16 protein-coding genes are annotated in these 18,252 nt (G+C 65.1%); 11 read left to right on the top strand and 5 right to left on the bottom strand.

Translation table 11 applies throughout. The features are described 5' to 3' along the window. The first annotated feature begins 39 nt into the window (after positions 1–39). The 3 genes from ACQCST_RS06830 (at position 40) to ACQCST_RS06820 (ending at position 3,500) form a co-directional block, all read left to right on the top strand. The gene (locus tag ACQCST_RS06830) at positions 40–1,140 is read left to right on the top strand and encodes a substrate-binding domain-containing protein (protein ID WP_426998540.1); all 1,101 of its coding nucleotides are present in this window, start codon (positions 40–42) and stop codon (positions 1,138–1,140) included. Positions 1,141–1,332: 192 nt separating this feature from the next. Next, positions 1,333–2,790 (top strand): ABC transporter permease, encoded by a 1,458-nt coding sequence (locus tag ACQCST_RS06825; protein WP_426998539.1) that lies wholly within the window; start codon positions 1,333–1,335, stop codon positions 2,788–2,790. Positions 2,791–2,792: 2 nt separating this feature from the next. Further along, positions 2,793–3,500 carry an ABC transporter ATP-binding protein gene (locus ACQCST_RS06820; RefSeq protein ID WP_426998538.1) on the top strand — a complete coding sequence of 236 codons (708 nt, stop codon included), beginning with the start codon at positions 2,793–2,795 and terminating at the stop codon, positions 3,498–3,500. Here ACQCST_RS06820 and ACQCST_RS06815 read toward each other — a convergent pair. Next, entirely contained in the window at positions 3,497–4,237 is a 741-nt protein-coding gene (locus tag ACQCST_RS06815; protein ID WP_426998537.1) for an ABC transporter permease, read from the bottom strand. The genes ACQCST_RS06820 and ACQCST_RS06815 overlap by 4 nt on opposite strands. Positions 4,238–4,375: 138 nt before the next feature. On the opposite strand from ACQCST_RS06815, the gene ACQCST_RS06810 reads away from it, so the two are divergent. The 3 genes from ACQCST_RS06810 (at position 4,376) to ACQCST_RS06800 (ending at position 8,171) form a co-directional block, all read left to right on the top strand. Next, positions 4,376–5,446, top strand: coding sequence for a Gfo/Idh/MocA family protein (locus ACQCST_RS06810; protein WP_426998536.1), 1,071 nt, complete (start codon positions 4,376–4,378; stop codon positions 5,444–5,446). Positions 5,447–5,820: 374 nt separating this feature from the next. Then, positions 5,821–6,606 (top strand): hypothetical protein, encoded by a 786-nt coding sequence (locus ACQCST_RS06805; RefSeq protein WP_426998535.1) that lies wholly within the window; start codon positions 5,821–5,823, stop codon positions 6,604–6,606. A gap of 86 nt (positions 6,607–6,692) precedes the next feature. Next, complete coding sequence (locus ACQCST_RS06800; RefSeq protein ID WP_426998534.1) at positions 6,693–8,171, top strand: LPXTG cell wall anchor domain-containing protein; 1,479 nt, start codon at positions 6,693–6,695, stop codon at positions 8,169–8,171. Positions 8,172–8,367: 196 nt separating this feature from the next. On the opposite strand, the gene ACQCST_RS06795 is transcribed toward ACQCST_RS06800, so the two are convergent. The 3 genes from ACQCST_RS06795 to ACQCST_RS06785 all read right to left on the bottom strand — a co-directional run bounded on the left by ACQCST_RS06795 (position 8,368) and on the right by ACQCST_RS06785 (position 11,528). Beyond that, entirely contained in the window at positions 8,368–8,757 is a 390-nt protein-coding gene (locus ACQCST_RS06795; protein WP_426998533.1) for an HAD hydrolase-like protein, read from the bottom strand. Between the two features lie 70 nt (positions 8,758–8,827). Beyond that, a complete protein-coding gene (locus tag ACQCST_RS06790; protein WP_426998532.1) occupies positions 8,828–11,062 on the bottom strand; it encodes an NADP-dependent isocitrate dehydrogenase in 2,235 nt (744 codons plus the stop codon). 208 nt (positions 11,063–11,270) lie between these two features. Beyond that, positions 11,271–11,528 carry a hypothetical protein gene (locus ACQCST_RS06785; RefSeq protein ID WP_426998531.1) on the bottom strand — a complete coding sequence of 86 codons (258 nt, stop codon included), beginning with the start codon at positions 11,526–11,528 and terminating at the stop codon, positions 11,271–11,273. 236 nt (positions 11,529–11,764) lie between these two features. Between ACQCST_RS06785 and ACQCST_RS06780 the strand changes: the two genes are divergently transcribed. Then, positions 11,765–12,742 carry a trypsin-like serine peptidase gene (locus ACQCST_RS06780; RefSeq protein ID WP_426998530.1) on the top strand — a complete coding sequence of 326 codons (978 nt, stop codon included), beginning with the start codon at positions 11,765–11,767 and terminating at the stop codon, positions 12,740–12,742. Continuing rightward, a complete protein-coding gene (locus tag ACQCST_RS06775; RefSeq protein WP_426998529.1) occupies positions 12,723–12,917 on the top strand; it encodes a hypothetical protein in 195 nt (64 codons plus the stop codon). The genes ACQCST_RS06780 and ACQCST_RS06775 overlap by 20 nt, the downstream gene beginning before the upstream one ends. Before the next feature lie 59 nt (positions 12,918–12,976). Here the strand turns inward: ACQCST_RS06775 and purH are convergent, their stop codons facing one another. Next, positions 12,977–14,608 (bottom strand): bifunctional phosphoribosylaminoimidazolecarboxamide formyltransferase/IMP cyclohydrolase, encoded by a 1,632-nt coding sequence (gene purH, locus ACQCST_RS06770; RefSeq protein ID WP_426998528.1) that lies wholly within the window; start codon positions 14,606–14,608, stop codon positions 12,977–12,979. 137 nt (positions 14,609–14,745) lie between these two features. Here purH and ACQCST_RS06765 point away from each other — a divergent pair, with 137 nt between their 5' ends. The 3 genes from ACQCST_RS06765 (at position 14,746) to ACQCST_RS06755 (ending at position 18,191) form a co-directional block, all read left to right on the top strand. Next, positions 14,746–15,801 (top strand): N-acetylglucosamine kinase, encoded by a 1,056-nt coding sequence (locus tag ACQCST_RS06765; RefSeq protein ID WP_426998527.1) that lies wholly within the window; start codon positions 14,746–14,748, stop codon positions 15,799–15,801. Continuing rightward, complete coding sequence (gene murQ / locus ACQCST_RS06760; protein ID WP_426998526.1) at positions 15,785–16,756, top strand: N-acetylmuramic acid 6-phosphate etherase; 972 nt, start codon at positions 15,785–15,787, stop codon at positions 16,754–16,756. The genes ACQCST_RS06765 and murQ overlap by 17 nt, the downstream gene beginning before the upstream one ends. 82 nt (positions 16,757–16,838) lie before the next feature. Further along, on the top strand, positions 16,839–18,191 hold the full coding sequence (locus tag ACQCST_RS06755; RefSeq protein ID WP_426998525.1) for an MFS transporter: 1,353 nt from the start codon (positions 16,839–16,841) through the stop codon (positions 18,189–18,191). The last annotated feature ends 61 nt before the right edge of the window (positions 18,192–18,252 follow it).

Raw genomic sequence — 18,252 nt, 5'->3', positions numbered from 1 at the left:
CGAACTTCCACAATCCATCTAAAGAAAGTGAACCAAGCAATGCGAATGATTGGTATAGCAGGAAAGGCAGCAGCAATCGCTGCTATTGCGGCACTGGCGCTGACAGCCTGCGGCCGTTCGGATACCGGAACCACCGGTGGTTCCAGCAGCGGCGGCGAGGCATTCCCGAAAGACTCCTCGATCGGCGTCGCCCTTCCGCAGAAGACCAGTGAAAACTGGGTTCTGGCCGAAAAGCTCTTCAACGACGGGCTAAAGGGCGCCGGCTTCAAGGCCGATGTCCAGTTCGCCAACGGCGGTGTGTCGGAGCAGCAGAACCAGATCAGCGCCATGATAACCAAGGGTGCAAAGGTCATCGTTGTGGGCGCAATCGACGGTGCCCAGCTGGGTACCCAGCTCAAGCAGGCCAAGGAATCCGGCGCGACCATCATCGCGTATGACCGTCTCCTGCTGAACACCGCGAACGTGGACTATTACGTTGCCTACGACAACTTCAAGGTGGGCGAACTGCAGGGCCAGGCGCTGCTTGACGGGCTCAAGGCCAAAAAGCCGTCCGGCCCCTACAACGTGGAGCTGTTCGCCGGATCTCCCGACGACGCCAACGCGAAGGTCTTCTTCGACGGCGCCATGAAGGTGCTCAAGCCGAAGATCGATGACGGCACACTCAAGGTCCTCTCCGGCCAGAAGTCGTTCGAACAGGCCGTAACCCAGGGCTGGAAGGCTGAGAACGCCCAGCGCCGCGCCGACACCCTGCTGACCGGCAGCTACTCCTCCGCATCGCTGGATGGTGTGCTGTCCCCGAACGACACCCTTGCCCGCGCAGTCCTGACATCCGTCAAGGCTGCAGGCAAGCCGCTTCCGGTGGTCACCGGGCAGGACTCCGAGGTTGAATCCGTGAAGTCCATCCTCGCCGGCGAGCAATACTCCACCATCAACAAGGACACCCGCAAGCTCGTTGAGCACGCCATCACCATGGTCAAGGACATCCAGGCAGGCAAGACGCCGGAGATCAACGATGACAAGTCCTACAACAACACGGTCAAGACCGTACCGGCTTACCTTCTGCCGCCGGTCATCGTGACCAAGGAAAACGTGAAGACGGCCTACGTGGACGATCCGGTACTCGGACCGATCACCAAATAGTCTTCGTGTAGCGCAGGACAAGCCCCGGCTCCCCGCAAGGGTGGGCCGGGGCTTTTCCGTGCCTGCCGCTTCCTGACGCCTCCGCCGCTTCACAGCGCAAACATAGCTTCGGCCAGTTCCCTGCACAGCACCGGGCAGCAAGGTGGGATCAGCAGCCGGCCACCCGTCCGGCGCCGGATCCCTAGGAGTACAGTGAGCGTCCTCGCCCGAAGTGTAGGCAATGCCTTCCGAAACAAGGTCAGAACCGCCGCAGTGGTGGCGGTGTTGGCTGTCGCAATCGGACTGGCACTCGCCATGCTGGTGGCCAACCAGGCAGTGGCCGCCAAGGTCCAGGAGCTGAACGCGTCGGTGGGTACCGTCCTGACCGTGAACCCGGCCGGCGGCCAGGGATTCGAAGGCGGCGGCGAACCGCTGACCTCCGTGCAGGCGGCGACGGCGGCGGCCGTACCCAACGTGTCCGGCGTCGTCGGTACCAAGGCGCTGCGCCTGCGCAACGCCACCGAAGCGGCGGCGCAGACGGCGGCCGGCCAGACTGGTGCGCAGGGTCGGGGCGGACAAGGCGGTTCGGGCGGGCAGTCTGCCACCACCCTGACCACCAGCCTCACCGCCGCAGTTGACGCCGGGACACTGGGCAACCGCAACCAGAGCGACACCGGAACAGGCGCCACAGGAACCACCACCCGGCCGGCGCTTACCTTTTCCGTCCCCATCACGGCGACGGGTATCGGCGCCGAGGTGGACAGCACCGGCAAGGCGCTGGAACTGACTAAGGGCACGGGCCTGGGCGACTACAACGCCGCGTCCACGAACGCCCTGCTGGGCACCACGCTCGCGGAAAAGAACAGCCTCACAGTCGGCTCAACCTTCATCATCAAAGACCAGACGTTCACGGTTGCCGGTCTCTTCGACGCCGGCACGGCCTTCGGCAACAACGCCCTGTACCTGACGCTTCCCGCCGCCCAGACGCTGGCAGCACTGCCGGATGAGCTGTCCACCATGATCGTCACGGTGAACAGCATGGAAAACGTGGACTCGAGCAAAACGGCGCTCCAGGCCGCGCTGGGCACGGACAAGGCTGATGTCACCCAGGGCCAGCGCAACCTGGAGACGGCAGTCAGCTCATTGGGCAGCGTCAAGAACATCTCGTTCATCGCCTTCGTCGCGGCACTTGGAACGGCCGGACTCATCATTCTCCTGATCATGGTCATGCTGGTCCGCGAGCGCCGTCGGGAGATCGGTGTGCTGAAGGCCATCGGCGCTCCCAACCGGACCATCGGTCTTCAGTTTGTCCTGGAGGCGCTGGTGCTGGTGGCCATGGGCAGTGTGGTGGGTGCCGCCGTCGCGTCCTTCGCCAGTGGAAGCATCGCGTCCGCTCTGATAAGTTCCAGCAGCACAAGCTCGACGGCGGCGGGTACCGCCGCCCAGCGCGGGCCCGGTCTCGCGGGGGCTGCCGGCGGCGGCGCTGGGCTTCCCGGCGGGAGCCCCTTCGGCGGCGCGTCGCAGCTGCTGACCTCTGTCACGGCCAGCGCCTCGCCCGGGGTGATCGCGGCCGGCATCGCAGCAGTGTTCGGCGTCGCCATCATCGGGGCACTCGTCCCGGCCCTGCTCACCGCCCGCATCCGCCCCATCGAAGTCCTCCGAGGAGAATAGCCATGATTGAAGTCAAGAACCTCGTCCGCACCTTCAAGTCGGGCGACCGCACCATCAAACCCGTCAACGACGTCAGCTTTGAACTCGAGCAGGGCACCCTGGCCTCGATCGTCGGCAAGAGCGGCAGCGGCAAGAGCACCCTGCTGTCCCTGCTCGGTGCGCTGGACAAGCCGAGCAGCGGCGACGTCGTCGTCAACGGAGTCAGCCTGGCGAGTATGCCGGACGGCAAGCTCACCGAGTACAGGCGCCGGGACATCGGCTTTGTGTTCCAGCAGTTCAACCTGATTCCGAACCTGACTGCGCTGGACAATGTGATGCTGCCCATGGAGTTCGCCGGGATGCGCAAGGGCGCCCGCCGCCAGCGAGCCAAGGAGCTGCTGGAGCAGGTGCAGCTGGATCCGGAGAAGCACGTGCGGCGCATCAACCGGCTGTCCGGCGGCGAGCAGCAGCGCGTTGCGATTGCGCGTGCGCTGGCCAACGAGCCCAAGCTGATCCTGGCCGACGAGCCCACCGGCAACCTGGATGAGCAGACCGGCGAGCACATCATCGAGCTCCTCAGCTCGTTGAGCCGCGACCACAACACCACCATCCTGGTGGTCACGCACGACCGCTCACTGGCCAACAAGACCGAGCGTCGTTTCAGGCTGCAGCAGGGCCGTCTGACGGAGGAGCCTGCGCGCAACCGTGTCGCGTTGGGAGCCGGCGCTTAGAACCGGATGGCGTCGATTACCTTGACCCGGACGGCCACGAGCGCAGGAATCGCGCCCGCCAGCACCCCCACGAAGATCGCCGCACCCAACCCCAGCATGGCCCCGGCCACTCCGGCCACTGCCGTGGCCACCACGGACTCCATCATGACTCCAAGGAAGATCCGGCGGGAGGTGGCTCCGGAACCGCGGCGGATGCCGATCTCCCGCACCCGGTAGCGCACCGTGACCATGGAGATGTTAAGCATGCCCACGGCGCCGAGGATCAGCACCAGTCCGGCCACTCCGCCCACCATCAGCTGGACTATCGCGAAAGGATCACCCTGGCTGGCATCGTCCATGCGGTTGGCCTGGGCCTGCATCCCCGGGAATTGCAGCTGAAGGTCCGAAGTGATGGCTGCCTTGAGTGCGTCCGCCTGTCCGTCCTGGACCCAGAGCTTGAACTGTGAGCGCTGCGAGCCGGGAACGCCTGCCCGTTCGGCGGCCCCGGTCAGCATAAAGGCCGATGGCGGCGACTCCGGGTACATGTCCGGAACCACCCCGATCATCACGGCTGTTGTTTGCTGGGCGCCGAGCAGAGTCACCTGCGGATGAGTGGCCAGATTCGGCCGGCGGGCCGAATTGTAGAAGCCCTCGGAGACAACGACGGCGGGAGCCATGCGTTGTTCGTCGTCGGCCGCGAACCATGCGCCGTGGCTGACATCCAGGCGGTGAATCACACCGTAACCGGGGTCGACCACCTGCAACTGGACCTGACAGACCCTTACTGCGAAGGGTGCATGCCCTGACCATACCTAGTATCTACATAGTCGGTATAGAGGTGATGAATGTGTCGGATCATTTCCGTCCTGCCCGTGCGTCAATGAGAAGATGCAGGCATGACTCCGCCTATTGCCAAGCCATGGCTCTTCAGCCAGCCCGATCAGGACCCCCGGTCCGCCACCGGCGCCCCGCTGCGCTGGGGCGTCATTGCCACCGGCGGAATTGCCCAGGCCGTATCCAAGGACCTGGCGCTACTCGCCGACGCCGAACTGTACGCCGTCAGCTCCCGCAGTCAGGCGACTGCCGAGTCGTTCGCCGCCACGTACGGATTCGCCAAGGCATACGGGGACGACGGCGGAGCCCGCGGCTACCAGAGACTCCTCACCGACGATGCAGTGGACGTGGTGTACGTAGCCACACCGCACGCACAGCACTTCGAAATCGTCCTGGCCGCACTCAACGCCGGCAAGCATGTGCTGTGCGAAAAGGCCCTCACCATCAACGCCCGCGAGGCAGGTGAGCTCATTGCCGCAGCCCGGCAGAAGAAACTTTTCCTGATGGAAGCCGTGTGGAGCCGCTTCCTGCCGAGCATGCAGCGTGCTTTCGAGATCGCCGCATCCGGGGAACTCGGCGAAGTCCAGTGGATCACAGCGGATCTGGGCTTCCCGGCCCTCTACTCCCCTACCGCGAGGATCTGGGCCCTTAAGGATGGTGGCGGCGCCCTGCTTGACCTGACGGTGTACCCGCTGCTTTGGGCGCTGGGCACCTTAGGATTCCCGCAGACGGTCAGCGCCACCGGGCACGTGAACGACGACGGCGTTGACGCCCAGAATGCACTGACACTTGGCTACCGCCACGGGGCCCAGGCCCAATTGACCTCGTCGCTGCTGGCGCATGGCCCGCGTACCGCGACGGTTGCGGGCAGCCTGGGCTACCTGCAGGCCATCGGCTCCGTCAACAATCCGCATGAATTGTTGGTAGGGATCGGCCGGGACGATCCCCGGACCGAGCAGTTCACCACTGTCGGAATCGGCTATACCTACGAGCTCCGCGAAGTGACACGGTGCATCCAGCAGGGTCTCTCTGAGAGCCCCGTGATGCCCCTTGACGACTCGCTGAACACGATGCGGCTATTCGACGGAGTACGTGCGCAGCTTGGCGTCAGCTACCCGAACGACGCCCGCTGAATTGATGCAATGACAGAAAAGTCATTGCATCAACCGAAATAGTGTGATCCGGTAACAACTCTGGCGAGTTGAGGCGCCGATCGTGACAGTGTCCGTCAAATCGATGGGTTTATTCAGCCCTTCTATGGACCCTGCCTTCCGGATCGGCCTACGCTGGACAAAATGGTCGATATTCGGTAAAGGGGGTGTTGCTTGTGTCCGGCTCTGGATTCTTATGGCAGGCGCTCCGCCCCCTCAGGCCAGTTCTTCTGGCCGGCGCTGCGGCGATGGCTTGGCTGGCGTTTTCCGCCCCGGCCGCCACCGCAGATACCTCGGACCCCGGATCTCTTCTCGGCGGAAATACCTCTTCGGTTTCTTCAGCGACCCCTTCTTCAGTGACCACGGCAGTGAGCGGCACCCTGGGTTCCCTCGGACCGGCCGCGGACTCCGCACCAGTTCCCGTCACCGCCTCATCCGATCCTGCAGCTTCCGGACTCCTACAACCGGTGCTTGACGGACCGACCGGCACCGCGGACCAGCTGATTGCAGAAGTTCCAGTGGTGAATCAGGTGGTTCCGGCGAGCACAGTAACCGCAGTGACCCCGCCTGTTGTGTCGTTGACCGACCAGGCCACCGGGGAACTGGTGGCGACCGTGGTTCCCGCCGTCGGTGATGTGGCTCCGGTCCTCGACCCCGTTCTGCAGCCCGTCACGGATCTGGTGACAGGCAACGAGCTGCTTCAGCTTCCATTGCCGGGAACCGATCCGGTAGTAGCGCCAGTCTTAGGTGTTGTCCTTCCGCCGCTTGCCGTTGCGCCACCGAATCCAACGGACCCGCTGGCCGCAGGTATTGGGACGGGCCGTGTACTCGCGGAAGATCCAGGAAACGGAAGCGTACTCGCTCTCCTCGCAACCGGCGCCGTGACATCCGTTGGAGCGCTCGCAGGTGGCATTGATCCGCCCGGATCGCCAGACCGCAATACTCTGCCCAATGTGCTTCTTCCCGCTGAACCGGGATCAGGATCCGGAAACGGCCAGCCGCTCCCAGGGCCGTCGGGATCCGCAGCCTGGGTGTCCAGGAACTTTTTAGCTGTTCCCGTACCGGGTGCCGTCCCGGTCAGCGGACCACTTCAGCATGCCCCTTCGCCGGTGTCTTTCGACCCCGGCTCATCTCCTGACTAGTTGGGCCCCTTCTGCGCCATAGCGCAGAAATACGGCCACTCGGGCTGCCTTGAGCGCCCAACAACAACTTCTCAGGAGAGATCACAATGAAAGCACTTATTCGCAAGGGGCTGCTTGGCACCCTCTTTGCCGGTGGGCTACTTGCCCTCGGCGCCACCGCTGCAACGGCAGCGGATACCACCACCGGAGCAGACGGCACCGCCTCCGGAAACCAGGTAGTGGCACCCATCACGGCACCCATCACCCTGGGCGCCACGTCACTGGGCCTGCTCGGTGACTCCACGGCAACCACCACCGGCGGCACCACCGGAGCCCCGGCTCCCGCCCCGGCACCCGCAGTTCTCGCTGCAACCACCTCCGGCGAGGACGGCATCCTGTCCGGAAACCAGGTAGTGGCACCGGTAACGGCACCCATCACCCTGGGCGCCACGTCACTGGGCCTGCTCGGTGACTCAATGGCAACCAACACCGGCGGCACCACCCGGGGAACCCCTGCAACAGCACCGGTAACCAAGGCAACCACCTCCGGCGAGGACGGCATCCTCTCCGGAAACCAGGTAGTGGCACCCATCACGGCACCCATCACCCTGGGCGCCACGTCACTGGGCCTGCTCGGTGACTCAACGGCAACCAACACCGGCGGCACCACCCGGGGAACCCCTGCAACAGCACCGGTAACCAAGGCAACCACCTCCGGCGAGGACGGCATCCTCTCCGGAAACCAGGTAGTGGCACCCATCACGGCACCCATCACCCTGGGCGCCACGTCGTTGGGCCTGCTCGGCGACTCAACGGCAACCAACACCGGCGGCACCACCCGGGGAACCCCTGCAACAGCACCGGTAACCAAGGAAACCACCTCCGGCGAGGACGGCATCCTCTCCGGAAACCAGGCAATGGCACCGGTAACGGCCCCCATCACCCTGGGCGCCACGTCGTTGGGCCTGCTCGGCGACTCAACGGCAACCAACACCGGCGGCACCACCCGGGGAACCCCTGCAACAGCACCGGTAACCAAGGAAACCACCTCCGGCGAGGACGGCATCCTCTCCGGAAACCAGGCAATGGCACCGGTAACGGCCCCCATCACCCTGGGCGCCACGTCGTTGGGCCTGCTCGGCGACTCAACGGCAACCAACACCGGCGGCACCACCGGAGCCAAGGCAACCGCAACCAAGGCGCCAGCCGCAGCACCCGCTGCAACCACCACCGGTGGCAAATCCGCCGTCGTGGTTCCTTCAGGTCCAGGCTCACCCAGCGGTGGTTCGCCGGCCCTGGCAGGCTACACAGGCGGCACCGTGTCTTCGGGCACCGGCGGCAAATCCGCCGTCGTGGTTCCTGCAGGTTCAGGCTCGCCAAATCGTGGTTCACCAGCCCGGGCAGCCGCGGCCGCCTCCGGAATCACGCCTAAGTCGGCAGTGAATGCATCAGCCAGTGGAACTCGCGCGCTTGCCAACACAAGGGCAAATCTTGCCAACACGGGTGCAAATGCCGGCATGTTTCCGGTGGCCATGGCTCTCCTCGCCGCAGGCATGCTGATACTCCTGCGAAGGAAGAAAGCCTAAGTCAGCTCCGACCACAATCACCGGGGACGCATGTTGAAATTGCCGGCTTGAGGCCGAGAAACAGCCTCAAGCCGGCACCGGTCTCCGGCACCGCACACAAAAGTAGCGAAAGGAGGTATTCCTTCCCGCTCTGGCGGAACAGCCAGCGCATGTCCTGTTACACCGGCGGTTCGACCGCGAAGCGTGCTGGGGGGCTTCACGGCCGGGCCGTCGGTGTGCCTGCGACGAAGGCCGCGAGCCTAATCAGCAGCGAAGGAATGTCCTTCACACCGTCCAGGATGTGGCGGTGGGGATGCTGGCCCGGGGTTTTACGGTCCAGCATCCCCGTCAGCACGCCCACAGCCGTGACCCCGGCCCGCGTGGCCGCCAGTAAATCGTTCACGGTATCACCGGCGGCCCGTACCTCGCGGAAGTCCAGGACCCCCGTCAGCTCCATGGCACGGTGGACCATGTGCCGAGCCGGGCGGCCAGCCCCCACCTCATCGGAACATACGACGGCGTCAAGGAGACCGCCGCCGTGGTCGTCTGCAGTACCTCTGGTCCCGGCCACCTTCCAACCCAGCCGGTGGAGCAGCGGGTCAGCCACGTCCCGGGAAACTGCTGATAAACAACGGGCGCACGGGGAGTTCCCGGTGCGCCCGTTGTTTATCAGCTTGTCAGCTCACCGGAGGCTGGCTCAAGGTTGCCAGGACCTCGTTGAGCTTGACCGACGGACGCATGATGGCCGTGACCTTGCCCGAGTCCGGCCGGAAGTAGCCGCCGATGTCCGCGGGGGCGCCCTGCACAGCAGCCAGCTCCGCAATGATTCTCTCTTCGTTGGACCTCAGGGCCTCGGCGACGGCGGCGAAGCCGGCAGCGAGCTCGGCATCCTCAGTCTGCTTCGCCAGTTCCTGGGCCCAGAACTTGGCCAGGTGGAAGTGGCTGCCGCGGTTGTCCAGCTCGCCGACCTTGCGGCGCGGAGACTTGTTCTCGAGGAGGAATGTTCCCGTGGCACGGTCCAGGGTATCCGCAAGGACCTGTGCCCGGGCGTTTCCTGTGCTGGTAGCCAGGTGCTCAAAGCTGACGGCCAGGGCTAGGAACTCGCCAAGGCTGTCCCAGCGCAGGTGGTTTTCCTTGAGCAGCTGCTGGATATGCTTCGGGGCGGATCCGCCCGCACCGGTCTCGAAGAGCCCGCCACCGTTCATCAGCGGAACCACGGAAAGCATCTTGGCGCTGGTGCCCAGCTCCAGGATCGGGAACAAATCCGTGAGGTAATCGCGAAGCACGTTTCCGGACACGGAGATAGTGTCCTCACCCTTGCGGATGCGCTCCAGTGTGAACGACGTGGCGTCCTCAGGGGTCATGATCTCGATCTGCAGGCCCTCGGTGTCGTGGTCCTTCAGGTAATCCGTGACCTTGGCGATCAGCTGTGCATCATGGGCGCGGCCTGCGTCCAGCCAGAAAACGGCCGGCATCTGTGAGGCACGGGCGCGGGCCACGGCAAGCTTGACCCAGTCGCGGATGGGCAGATCCTTGGTCTGGCAGGCCCGCCAGATGTCACCGGGGGCAACCTGGTGTTCGATCAGCACGGTGCCGGAGCTGTCCACAAGCTGGACGGTGCCGGCGGACCGGATTTCAAAGGTTTTGTCATGGCTGCCGTATTCTTCGGCAGCCTGCGCCATCAGGCCAACGTTGGGGACGGTGCCCATGGTGGTGGGATCAAAGGCGCCGTGTGCGCGGCAGTCGTCAATCACGGTCTGGTAGACGCCGGCGTAGCAGCTGTCCGGGATGACGGCGAGGGTGTCTGCCTCTTTGCCATCCGGGCCCCACATTTTTCCGGAGGTGCGGATCATGGCGGGCATGGAGGCGTCGACGATTATGTCGCTGGGGACGTTCAGGCTGGTGATGCCCTTGTCTGAATCCACCATGGCCAGTGCCGGGCCGTCCTCCAGTCCCTTGGTGATGGCCGCCAGGACGCCTTCGCGGATGTCCTCCGGGAGATCCTCGAGACCGTTCAGGATGGACGCGAGGCCGTTGTTGGCGCTCAGGCCGGCCGCGGCGAGTTGCTTGCCGTAGGTATCGAACAGCTCGGAGAAGTACGCCTTGACCACGTGGCCGAAGATGATGGGGTCCGAGACCTTCATCATGGTGGCCTTCAGATGCGCCGAGAAGAGCACACCCTCTGCCTTGGCGCGGGCGACCTGCGCGGCCAGGAATTCGTCCAGGGCAGCGGCACGTAGCACGGTACCGTCTACAACCTCGCCGGCAAGAACCGGGAAGGACTTCTTGAGGACCTTGACCGTGCCGTCTTCGCGGACCAGCTGGATGCTGATGGTGTCATCGGCGGCGATCACCACGGACTTCTCGTTGGAACGGAAGTCGTCCGCGCCCATGGTGACGACGTTGGTTTTGGAGTCCGCGGACCAGGCGCCCATCGAGTGCGGGTTCTGGCGTGCGTAGTTCTTGACCGAGAGCGGCGCCCGGCGGTCCGAGTTGCCTTCGCGAAGGACCGGGTTGACGGCCGAGCCCTTGATCTTGTCGTAGCGGGACCGGACGCCGGTCTCTTCATCCGAGGAAGGGTTGTCCGGGTAGTCCGGAAGTTTGTAGCCCTGCGACTGAAGCTCTGCAATTGCGGCTTTCAGCTGGGGCACTGACGCACTGATATTGGGCAGTTTGATGATGTTGGCGTCCGGGCTCTTGGCCAGCTCGCCCAGTTCCGCGAGTGCGTCGCGGAGCTGCTGTTCTTCTGTGAGGTAGTCCCCGAAAACGGCGATGATGCGGCCGGCAAGCGAGATGTCCCGCGTCTCCACCTCCACACCTGCAGTCGAAGCGAAGGCTTCAACAATCGGCAAGAACGAATATGTAGCCAGCATCGGCGCTTCGTCAGTGTGGGTATAGATAATCTTGGACATGCTTGGGCGTCTCCCTGGAGGTCTGCTTTGGAGGTGAATCCGGTCTTATTTCACCACGTCTAACTTACCCGAGGACACCGGATTGAGCCCTACCGGGGGCGCTGAAGGACGTCCAATGACCCGATAAACGCGCCCGGCGGCGATGGCCCGGACGGGGTTGCCGACGTCGGGCGTTGGCGCGGTCCCGGCTGCCGCCTGCAGACGTGCGTCAGCGCGGCTTGTGCGGCAGGTCGCTGGGCCAGACTTTGACGTACCTGGCGTCTTCCCGGCGCAGCTGCTCGGTGGCGGTGTTGGAGGGCACGGGATCCATGTCCCGCAGCTGCAGGGCATCGGCCAGAAACGCACCGGTACCTTCCGCCGCGCCTGACCCGGTACCGCGTCCGCGTTTTACCTCACGGCCCATGTGCCGGCCAAGCGGCAGGAGGGTTGACTTGCCGGATTTCCCGGACTTCCCGAATGAAAACATAACGATATCCCCGCATCGCTTGTTGTCCGGAGCCCAGTCAGACTGTCGTTTGCTGATGAGAGAAAAGTACTCCGAAGTGGGCCCCGGCGCCAGCAGGACATGGTTCCTGACCGCACACGGATGCAATGCATGATATGACATTCCTATTTACAAACTTGTCATATCCGGGTAGCTTCAATTTCGTCACTCGGCGGGCACCATCACGGCCCGCCCCCATCCGATGAGGTAGGACCACAATGACAAGCACCAAGACTCTGGCCACCAGCCTATTGAGCCTTTCCGCAGCAGCTCTCCTGGCGCTTTGCGGCGCGGGCGGCGCAACTGCATCGCCTGCAGCGTCGCAGGATAACGAAGCACCCCTGGTTGCCAGCACCACCCTCCAGAGCCCGGGTGCCGCCGACTACTGGACGGCCGACCGCATGCGCGCGGCAATCCCCGGCGATGTACTCGCCACCAAGGCCCTGGACCGCGGCACCAGATCAAAGGCGAGCACCGTCGAAAAAGGTTCCAGCACCAGGATCGCCGGCAAGGCAGGGCAGGGCAAGCCCACCCTGCATGCCGATGAGGCCCCGGTCTCCCACATCGGAAAAGTCTTCTTCTCCATGGGCGGCAGCAACTATGTCTGCTCCGGCAACTCGGTGGCCTCCGCCAATAAGAGCACCGTCTCCACCGCGGGCCACTGCGTGAACGAGGGGCCGGGCGCGTTCGCCACCAACTTCGTCTTTGTCCCGGCCTACCTGAACGGTGCGGCGCCCTACGGCAAGTGGGCAGCCAAGGCGCTGTACTCACCTACCCAGTGGAGCTCCGCCGGCGATATGCAGTACGACACCGGCTTCGCCGTGGTCTCACCGCTGAACGGACAGAGCCTGGCCGACGTCGTGGGCGCCTCAGGTGTGCAGTTCAACGCAGCCCGCGGTCTCAGCTACAAGGCGTACGGCTACCCGGCCGCATCCCCGTTTGATGGCCAGTCGCTGAAGAGCTGTACAGGTGTGGCCAGCAATGACTCCCTCAATCCGCAGTTCAACTCCCAGGGCATCAGCTGCGACATGACCGGCGGCTCCTCAGGCGGCCCCTGGTTCATTGGTACCAACGCCAACGGCTACCAGAACTCCATTAACAGCTACGGTTACGGCAGCCGCTCTACTGTAATGTATGGCCCGTACTGGGGCTCAGTCATCCAGCAGGCGTACTCGAATGCATCGTCCGCATCCTAAGGACACCGCAGCGGCGGATGAGTCCGTCAGCCACGGTGCGGTGAACCAGAGCCCCGAGGAGATCCTCGAGTACTGGACGCCGGAGCGGATGGAAAAAGCCAGGCCCCGTGAGATTCGGATTCCGTACAAGGAAAGCAACAGCAAGGAAACCGGGCAAGGGTCTGAGGGAAAATAACTGAACAACAACGACGGCGGCTGTCCCCTCAGGGGCAGCCGCCGTCGTTTATGCGTTGCTTAGTGGAAGAAGTGGCGCGCACCCGTGAAGTACATGGTGATGCCGGCGGCGTTGGCCGCGGCGATGACTTCCTCGTCGCGGACGGAACCGCCCGGCTGCACCACAGCGCGGACGCCGGCGTCGAGCAGGATCTGCAGGCCGTCGGCGAACGGGAAGAACGCGTCGGATGCCGCTACGGCGCCGCGGGCGCGCTCGTTCTCTTCGCCCGCAAGGGAGTTGGCGCGTTCCACGGCCAGCTTGCAGGAATCCAGGCGGTTGACCTGGCCCATGCCCACACCCACGGCAGCTCCGTCAACGGCGAGCAGGATGGCGTTGGACTTGGCTGCGCGGCAGGCGGTCCAAGCGAAGGCGAGGTCCGCGAGGGTTGCCTCGTCTGCGGCTTTGCCGGCGGCGAGGGTCCAGTTGGCGGGGGTATCGCCGTCGGCATCCACGTTGTCCGCGATCTGCACCAGAACGCCACCGGAAACCTGGCGGATTTCGGCCGGGTAGCGGCCGTAGCCCTCGGGCAGGGTGAGCAGGCGGATGTTCTTCTTTTTGGAGAGGATCTCCACGGCTTCCGGCTCGAAGCCGGGCGCGATGACCACCTCGGTGAAGATCTCCGCCACGGTGCGGGCCATGCCGGCGGTGACGGTGCGGTTGGCAGCGATGACGCCACCGAAGGCGGAGACGGGGTCGCAGGCGTGGGCCTTGGCGTGGGCGTCCGCTATCGGGTCCTCAGCGGAAGCGGAGCCGACGGCCACACCGCACGGGTTGGCGTGCTTGATGATTGCCACGGCGGGCTCGGAGAAGTCGAATGCGGCGCGGAGGGCAGCATCGGCGTCAACGAAGTTGTTGTAGCTCATGGCCTTGCCGTGCAGCTGGTCTGCTTGTGCGATGCCGGCCGGTGCGGCCTTGTCTACGTAGAGAGCGGCCTGCTGGTGCGGGTTTTCGCCGTAGCGCAGCACTTCGGAGCGTTCCAACGCGAGGCCGGCGTAGGCGGGCCAGTCGATGATGCCGTCGCCGTCTTCATCCAGGAACTGGCTGGCGGTCCAGGTTGCCACGGCGTTGTCATAAGTGGCGGTGTGGGCGAAGGCCTTCGCGGCCAGGCGGCGGCGGGTCTTCAGATCGAAGCCGCCCTCGGCTGCGGCGCTCACAACCTCTCCGTAGAATCCAGGGTCAACAACAATAGCGACGGCGGCGTGGTTCTTCGCTGCGGAGCGCACCATGGCGGGGCCGCCGATGTCGATCTGCTCCACGACGTCGTCCTGTGCGGCACCGGACTTGACCGTCTCCACGAACGGGTAGAGATTCACGACGACGAGGTCGAAGGTTTCGATCTCCAGGCCGGCGAGGGTTTCCATGTGGGCCGGGACGCGGCGGTCGGCCAGGATGCCACCGTGCACGCGCGGGTGCAGGGTCTTGACGCGGCCGTCGAGCATTTCCGGGGAGCCGGTGACTTCTTCGACTTCCTGCACGGGAATGCCGGCGGCGGCGATCCTCTTGGCAGTGGAGCCGGTGGAAACGATCTTTACGCCCGCTGCGTGCAGGCCCTTCGCGAGCTCCTCCAGACCGGTTTTGTCGTAGACCGAGATCAGGGCCCGGCGGATGGGAACACGGTCAATGGATACACGGTCAAGCTGCGTAAAGCTCACAAAAGTCTCCGTCTTATCTCGCGGTTCGCGCCGCGGTTGGTGGGGATATGGCCAGTTTATCGCGTTGCTGGGCCCGCTCTGTGTGCCAACGGCAGTGTGAAGGGCGCAGAGCGTGCCGGCAACGCTAGGGTGGGTGCATGGAAAGCAACTCCGTGGTGCTGGTGGCCGATATCGGCAAGAGCCGCTGCCGGGTTGAGCTGCGCGAAGGTGGGGTGGAGCCGGCCGCCGGCACCTGGCGTTCTGAAGTCCTGGCCGCCGCCGATTCCGCCGGTTTCCCGGGGCTGGGCATGCACAATGGCGCCGCGGAAGCGTTCCTGCTGATCAGGGAAACAGCTGCCCGGCTCCAGCCGCCGGCGCCTCCCGGCCTCGTTCCGGGCAGGATCCCGCGAGACGGCCCGCAACCCCATTTCAGCCCGCTCACCGGAGTGGGCGCCGCCGTGGCCGGGGTGGAAGCCTCGACCGAGCAGTCACAAGAGCTCGCCCGGCTGCTTGCCGGGTACTTCGGCGTCCCCGCAGCTGTGCTGTCCGATGCCACCGCAGCCCATCTCGGCGCGCTCCACCGCAAACCCGGAACAGTGCTGATTGTCGGCACCGGCGCGGTGGCGTTCAGTTTTGACACGACCGGCACACTGCACCGGGCCGACGGCTGGGGACCCCTGTTGGGCGACCGCGGCAGCGGCCGGTGGATCGGCCAGCAGGGTCTGCAGACAGTTCTTGAAGCGTTCGACGGCGGTCCGGCCACCTCGCTCAGTGCCCACGCTGCCGCCCTGGTGACTTCGCCCGAGCTGGTTGAGTCACCAGCGGGAACGGTTTCGCCCGCGCAGCTCCCGGCCTGGCTGGCCACTCACCCCAACCCGTCGCGGGCCATGGCCAGTTTCGCGCCCGCGGTGCTGGCCGAAGCGGAGGCGGGTGACGCCGTCGCACGCGGGATCGTTGACGAAGCCTGCCGGATCCTCACCGTGACGGTGGCCCGTGCGCTCGGCGCGGTCCTCGGCAGCGAACTCCCCCGGGTAGCTCTGCTCGGCGGCGTGGTGCAGTCGGCGTTCTTCGCCGATCAGCTGACCCAATCAATCACCTCGGCCGGGATCCAGGTCATGCCAGCGGAGGGCGACGGACTGACCGGCGCCTCGCTCGCCGCCACAGGCCGCGAACTCCTCCAGGAAAGGTACATCCACCGTGACGGAAAATTCTGAGCCTCAATCGTCTGGGCCCATCGCCCCTGCCCGGGACGAGCTCGCGGGCCTGCGCTCCGAACTTGCCGGGCTGCTCACCGAGGCCTCCAACCCGGAGCTCGCACTGCTGGACACCATGAGCACCGCCGAACTGGTAGTGGCCATGAATGCACAGGACGCCGGGGTGGCCGCGGCGGTGGGACTGGCCGGTGCCAACATCATCCGCACCGTGGACGCCGTCGCGGCCAAGCTCGCCGCGGGTGGCCGCCTGATCTATGTGGGCGCGGGAACGGCCGGCCGGATGGGTGTGCTGGATGCCAGCGAATGCCCTCCCACGTTCGGCACCCGGCCGGAAATGGTGGTGGGAATCATCGCCGGCGGAAGGAAAGCCGTTGAGCAGGCAGTGGAGAACGCGGAGGATGATTCCGACGCCGGCGCGCGGGACATGCGCGATGCCGGCGTGACGGCGGGAGACGCCGTCGTCGGTATTTCCGCGTCCGGGCGGACTCCCTATGTGATCGGGGCACTGAAACAGGCGAACACCCGGGGCGCGTTTACGGCCGGACTGGCGTGCAATCCGGGGTCCGCAATCGGGCATGAGGCGAAGGTCGCCATCGAGGTCAATGTGGGGCCGGAGTTCGTTGCCGGGTCCACGCGGCTGAAGTCGGGTACGGCGCAGAAGCTGGTGCTGAACATGATCAGCACGCTCTCCATGGTTAAGCTGGGCAAAACCTACGGGAACCTGATGGTGGATCTGCAGGCCACGAACGCGAAGCTGCGGGCGCGGTCCCAACGCACGGTGCAGCAGGCAACGGGAGCGGATCCGGCGGCGGCCGCTGGGGCTTTGGAATCGGTGGGCGGTTCTGTGAAGGCGGCCATCCTGGTGCTTCTCACCGACGTTGATCCTGGCCACGCCGCCGAGGAACTGGAGCGGGCCGGCGGCTTTCTGCGGCAGGCCATCAGGAACCGCGCTTAGCCAGGCCCGCGCTGCGCCGTCGAAGCCGATTCAGGGCCGCCGGGCCGGTCCCGCGACGCTAGAGTTTTAGCAGGAGGCCGACATGAAAACTTACACCCCTGTGCCCAGCGGCGAACAGGTAGTCCAGGAGCTGCCCTGGCGATGGAAGGTGCAGGGCAGGATTTTTCTGATCGGCGGCCTGGGCTTTATGTTCGACGCCTGGGATGTCACCCTTAACGGCATCCTCATCCCGCTACTGTCCAAGCACTGGCAGCTGGCCGCCGGCGACGTGGCCTGGGTGGGCGCCTCCAACCTGATCGGCATGGCGCTCGGCGCATTTGTCTGGGGCACCATTGCGGACACCATCGGCCGCAAGAAGGCCTTCACGGCAACCCTGCTGATCTTCTCCCTCTTCACGGTGCTGGGTGCCTTGTCCCCCGACATCATCTGGTTCTGCGTGTTCCGCTTTATGGCCGGATTCGGCCTCGGCGGTTGCATTCCGGTGGACTACGCCCTGGTTGGTGAGTTCACGCCGAGGAAGCAGCGCGGCAAGGTCCTCACGGCCATGGACGGCTGGTGGCCCGTGGGAGCGGCATTGTGCGGCTTCGTGTCCGCCGGGCTCGTGGCGGCGTTCGCCGACTGGCGCCTGACCATGCTGGTGATGGTGCTGCCGGCGCTGCTCGTTTTCTGGGTGCGCCGGAGCGTACCCGAATCCCCGCTGTTCCTCATCCGCAAGGGCCGCCGGGATGAAGCCGCCAAGGTGATCGACGCCCTCGTGAGCGCCACCGGCGCCGAACCCCGCGCCTACAGCCTTCCCGATCCGAAGGACACCCCGCGCCTCTCCGCCGGAAGTGCGTGGCAGCAGCTGCGTCTCGTCTGGCAGTTCAACTGGAAAATCACGACGGCGGCCTGGGCCCTGTTTTTCAGCATCCTGCTGGTGTACTATCTGGCGCTGACGTGGATGCCCCGGATCCTGATCGGCGCCGGCTTCGAGGAGTACAAGGCGTTCGTGACCACCGCGTCCATGGCCGCCGTCGGACTTCTTGGCGTGGTGGTGGCCGCGCTGCTGGTGGAACGTGTGGGCCGCAAGTGGATCCTGGCCATCACCGGCCCCCTCTCCGCGCTGACGCTGGTGATCGTGGCGTTCGTGGTGGATATCCCGACGGCGGCGGTGTTCTGGCTGCTGATGTTCGGCTTCGTGGTGCAGATTGCCATACCGGTGCTGTACGCCTATGTTTCCGAGCTCTACCCCACAGAGCTCCGCGGTACCGGCTTCGGCTGGGCGTCCACGTTCTCGCGGCTGGGTGCCGGATTCGGGCCACTGATCTTCGCCAACTACTTCTGGCCCGAGTTCGGCCTGGCTACATCCTTCGCGCTGGCCGGGGGCCTGGTGCTGCTGGCCGTGGCGTGGATGGCGTTCTTCTCCCCCGAGACGAAGCTGCGCCGCCTCGAATAACACTTTTTGTGCCCCAACTGACTCGCAGTAGGTGTCGTTTTGAGGCCTCATAACGACACCT

It is taken from the genome of Pseudarthrobacter sp. N5, assembly GCF_050157035.1.
In the GTDB taxonomy this organism is placed as follows: domain Bacteria; phylum Actinomycetota; class Actinomycetes; order Actinomycetales; family Micrococcaceae; genus Arthrobacter.
This window is presented reverse-complemented; position numbering and strand designations above follow the sequence as displayed.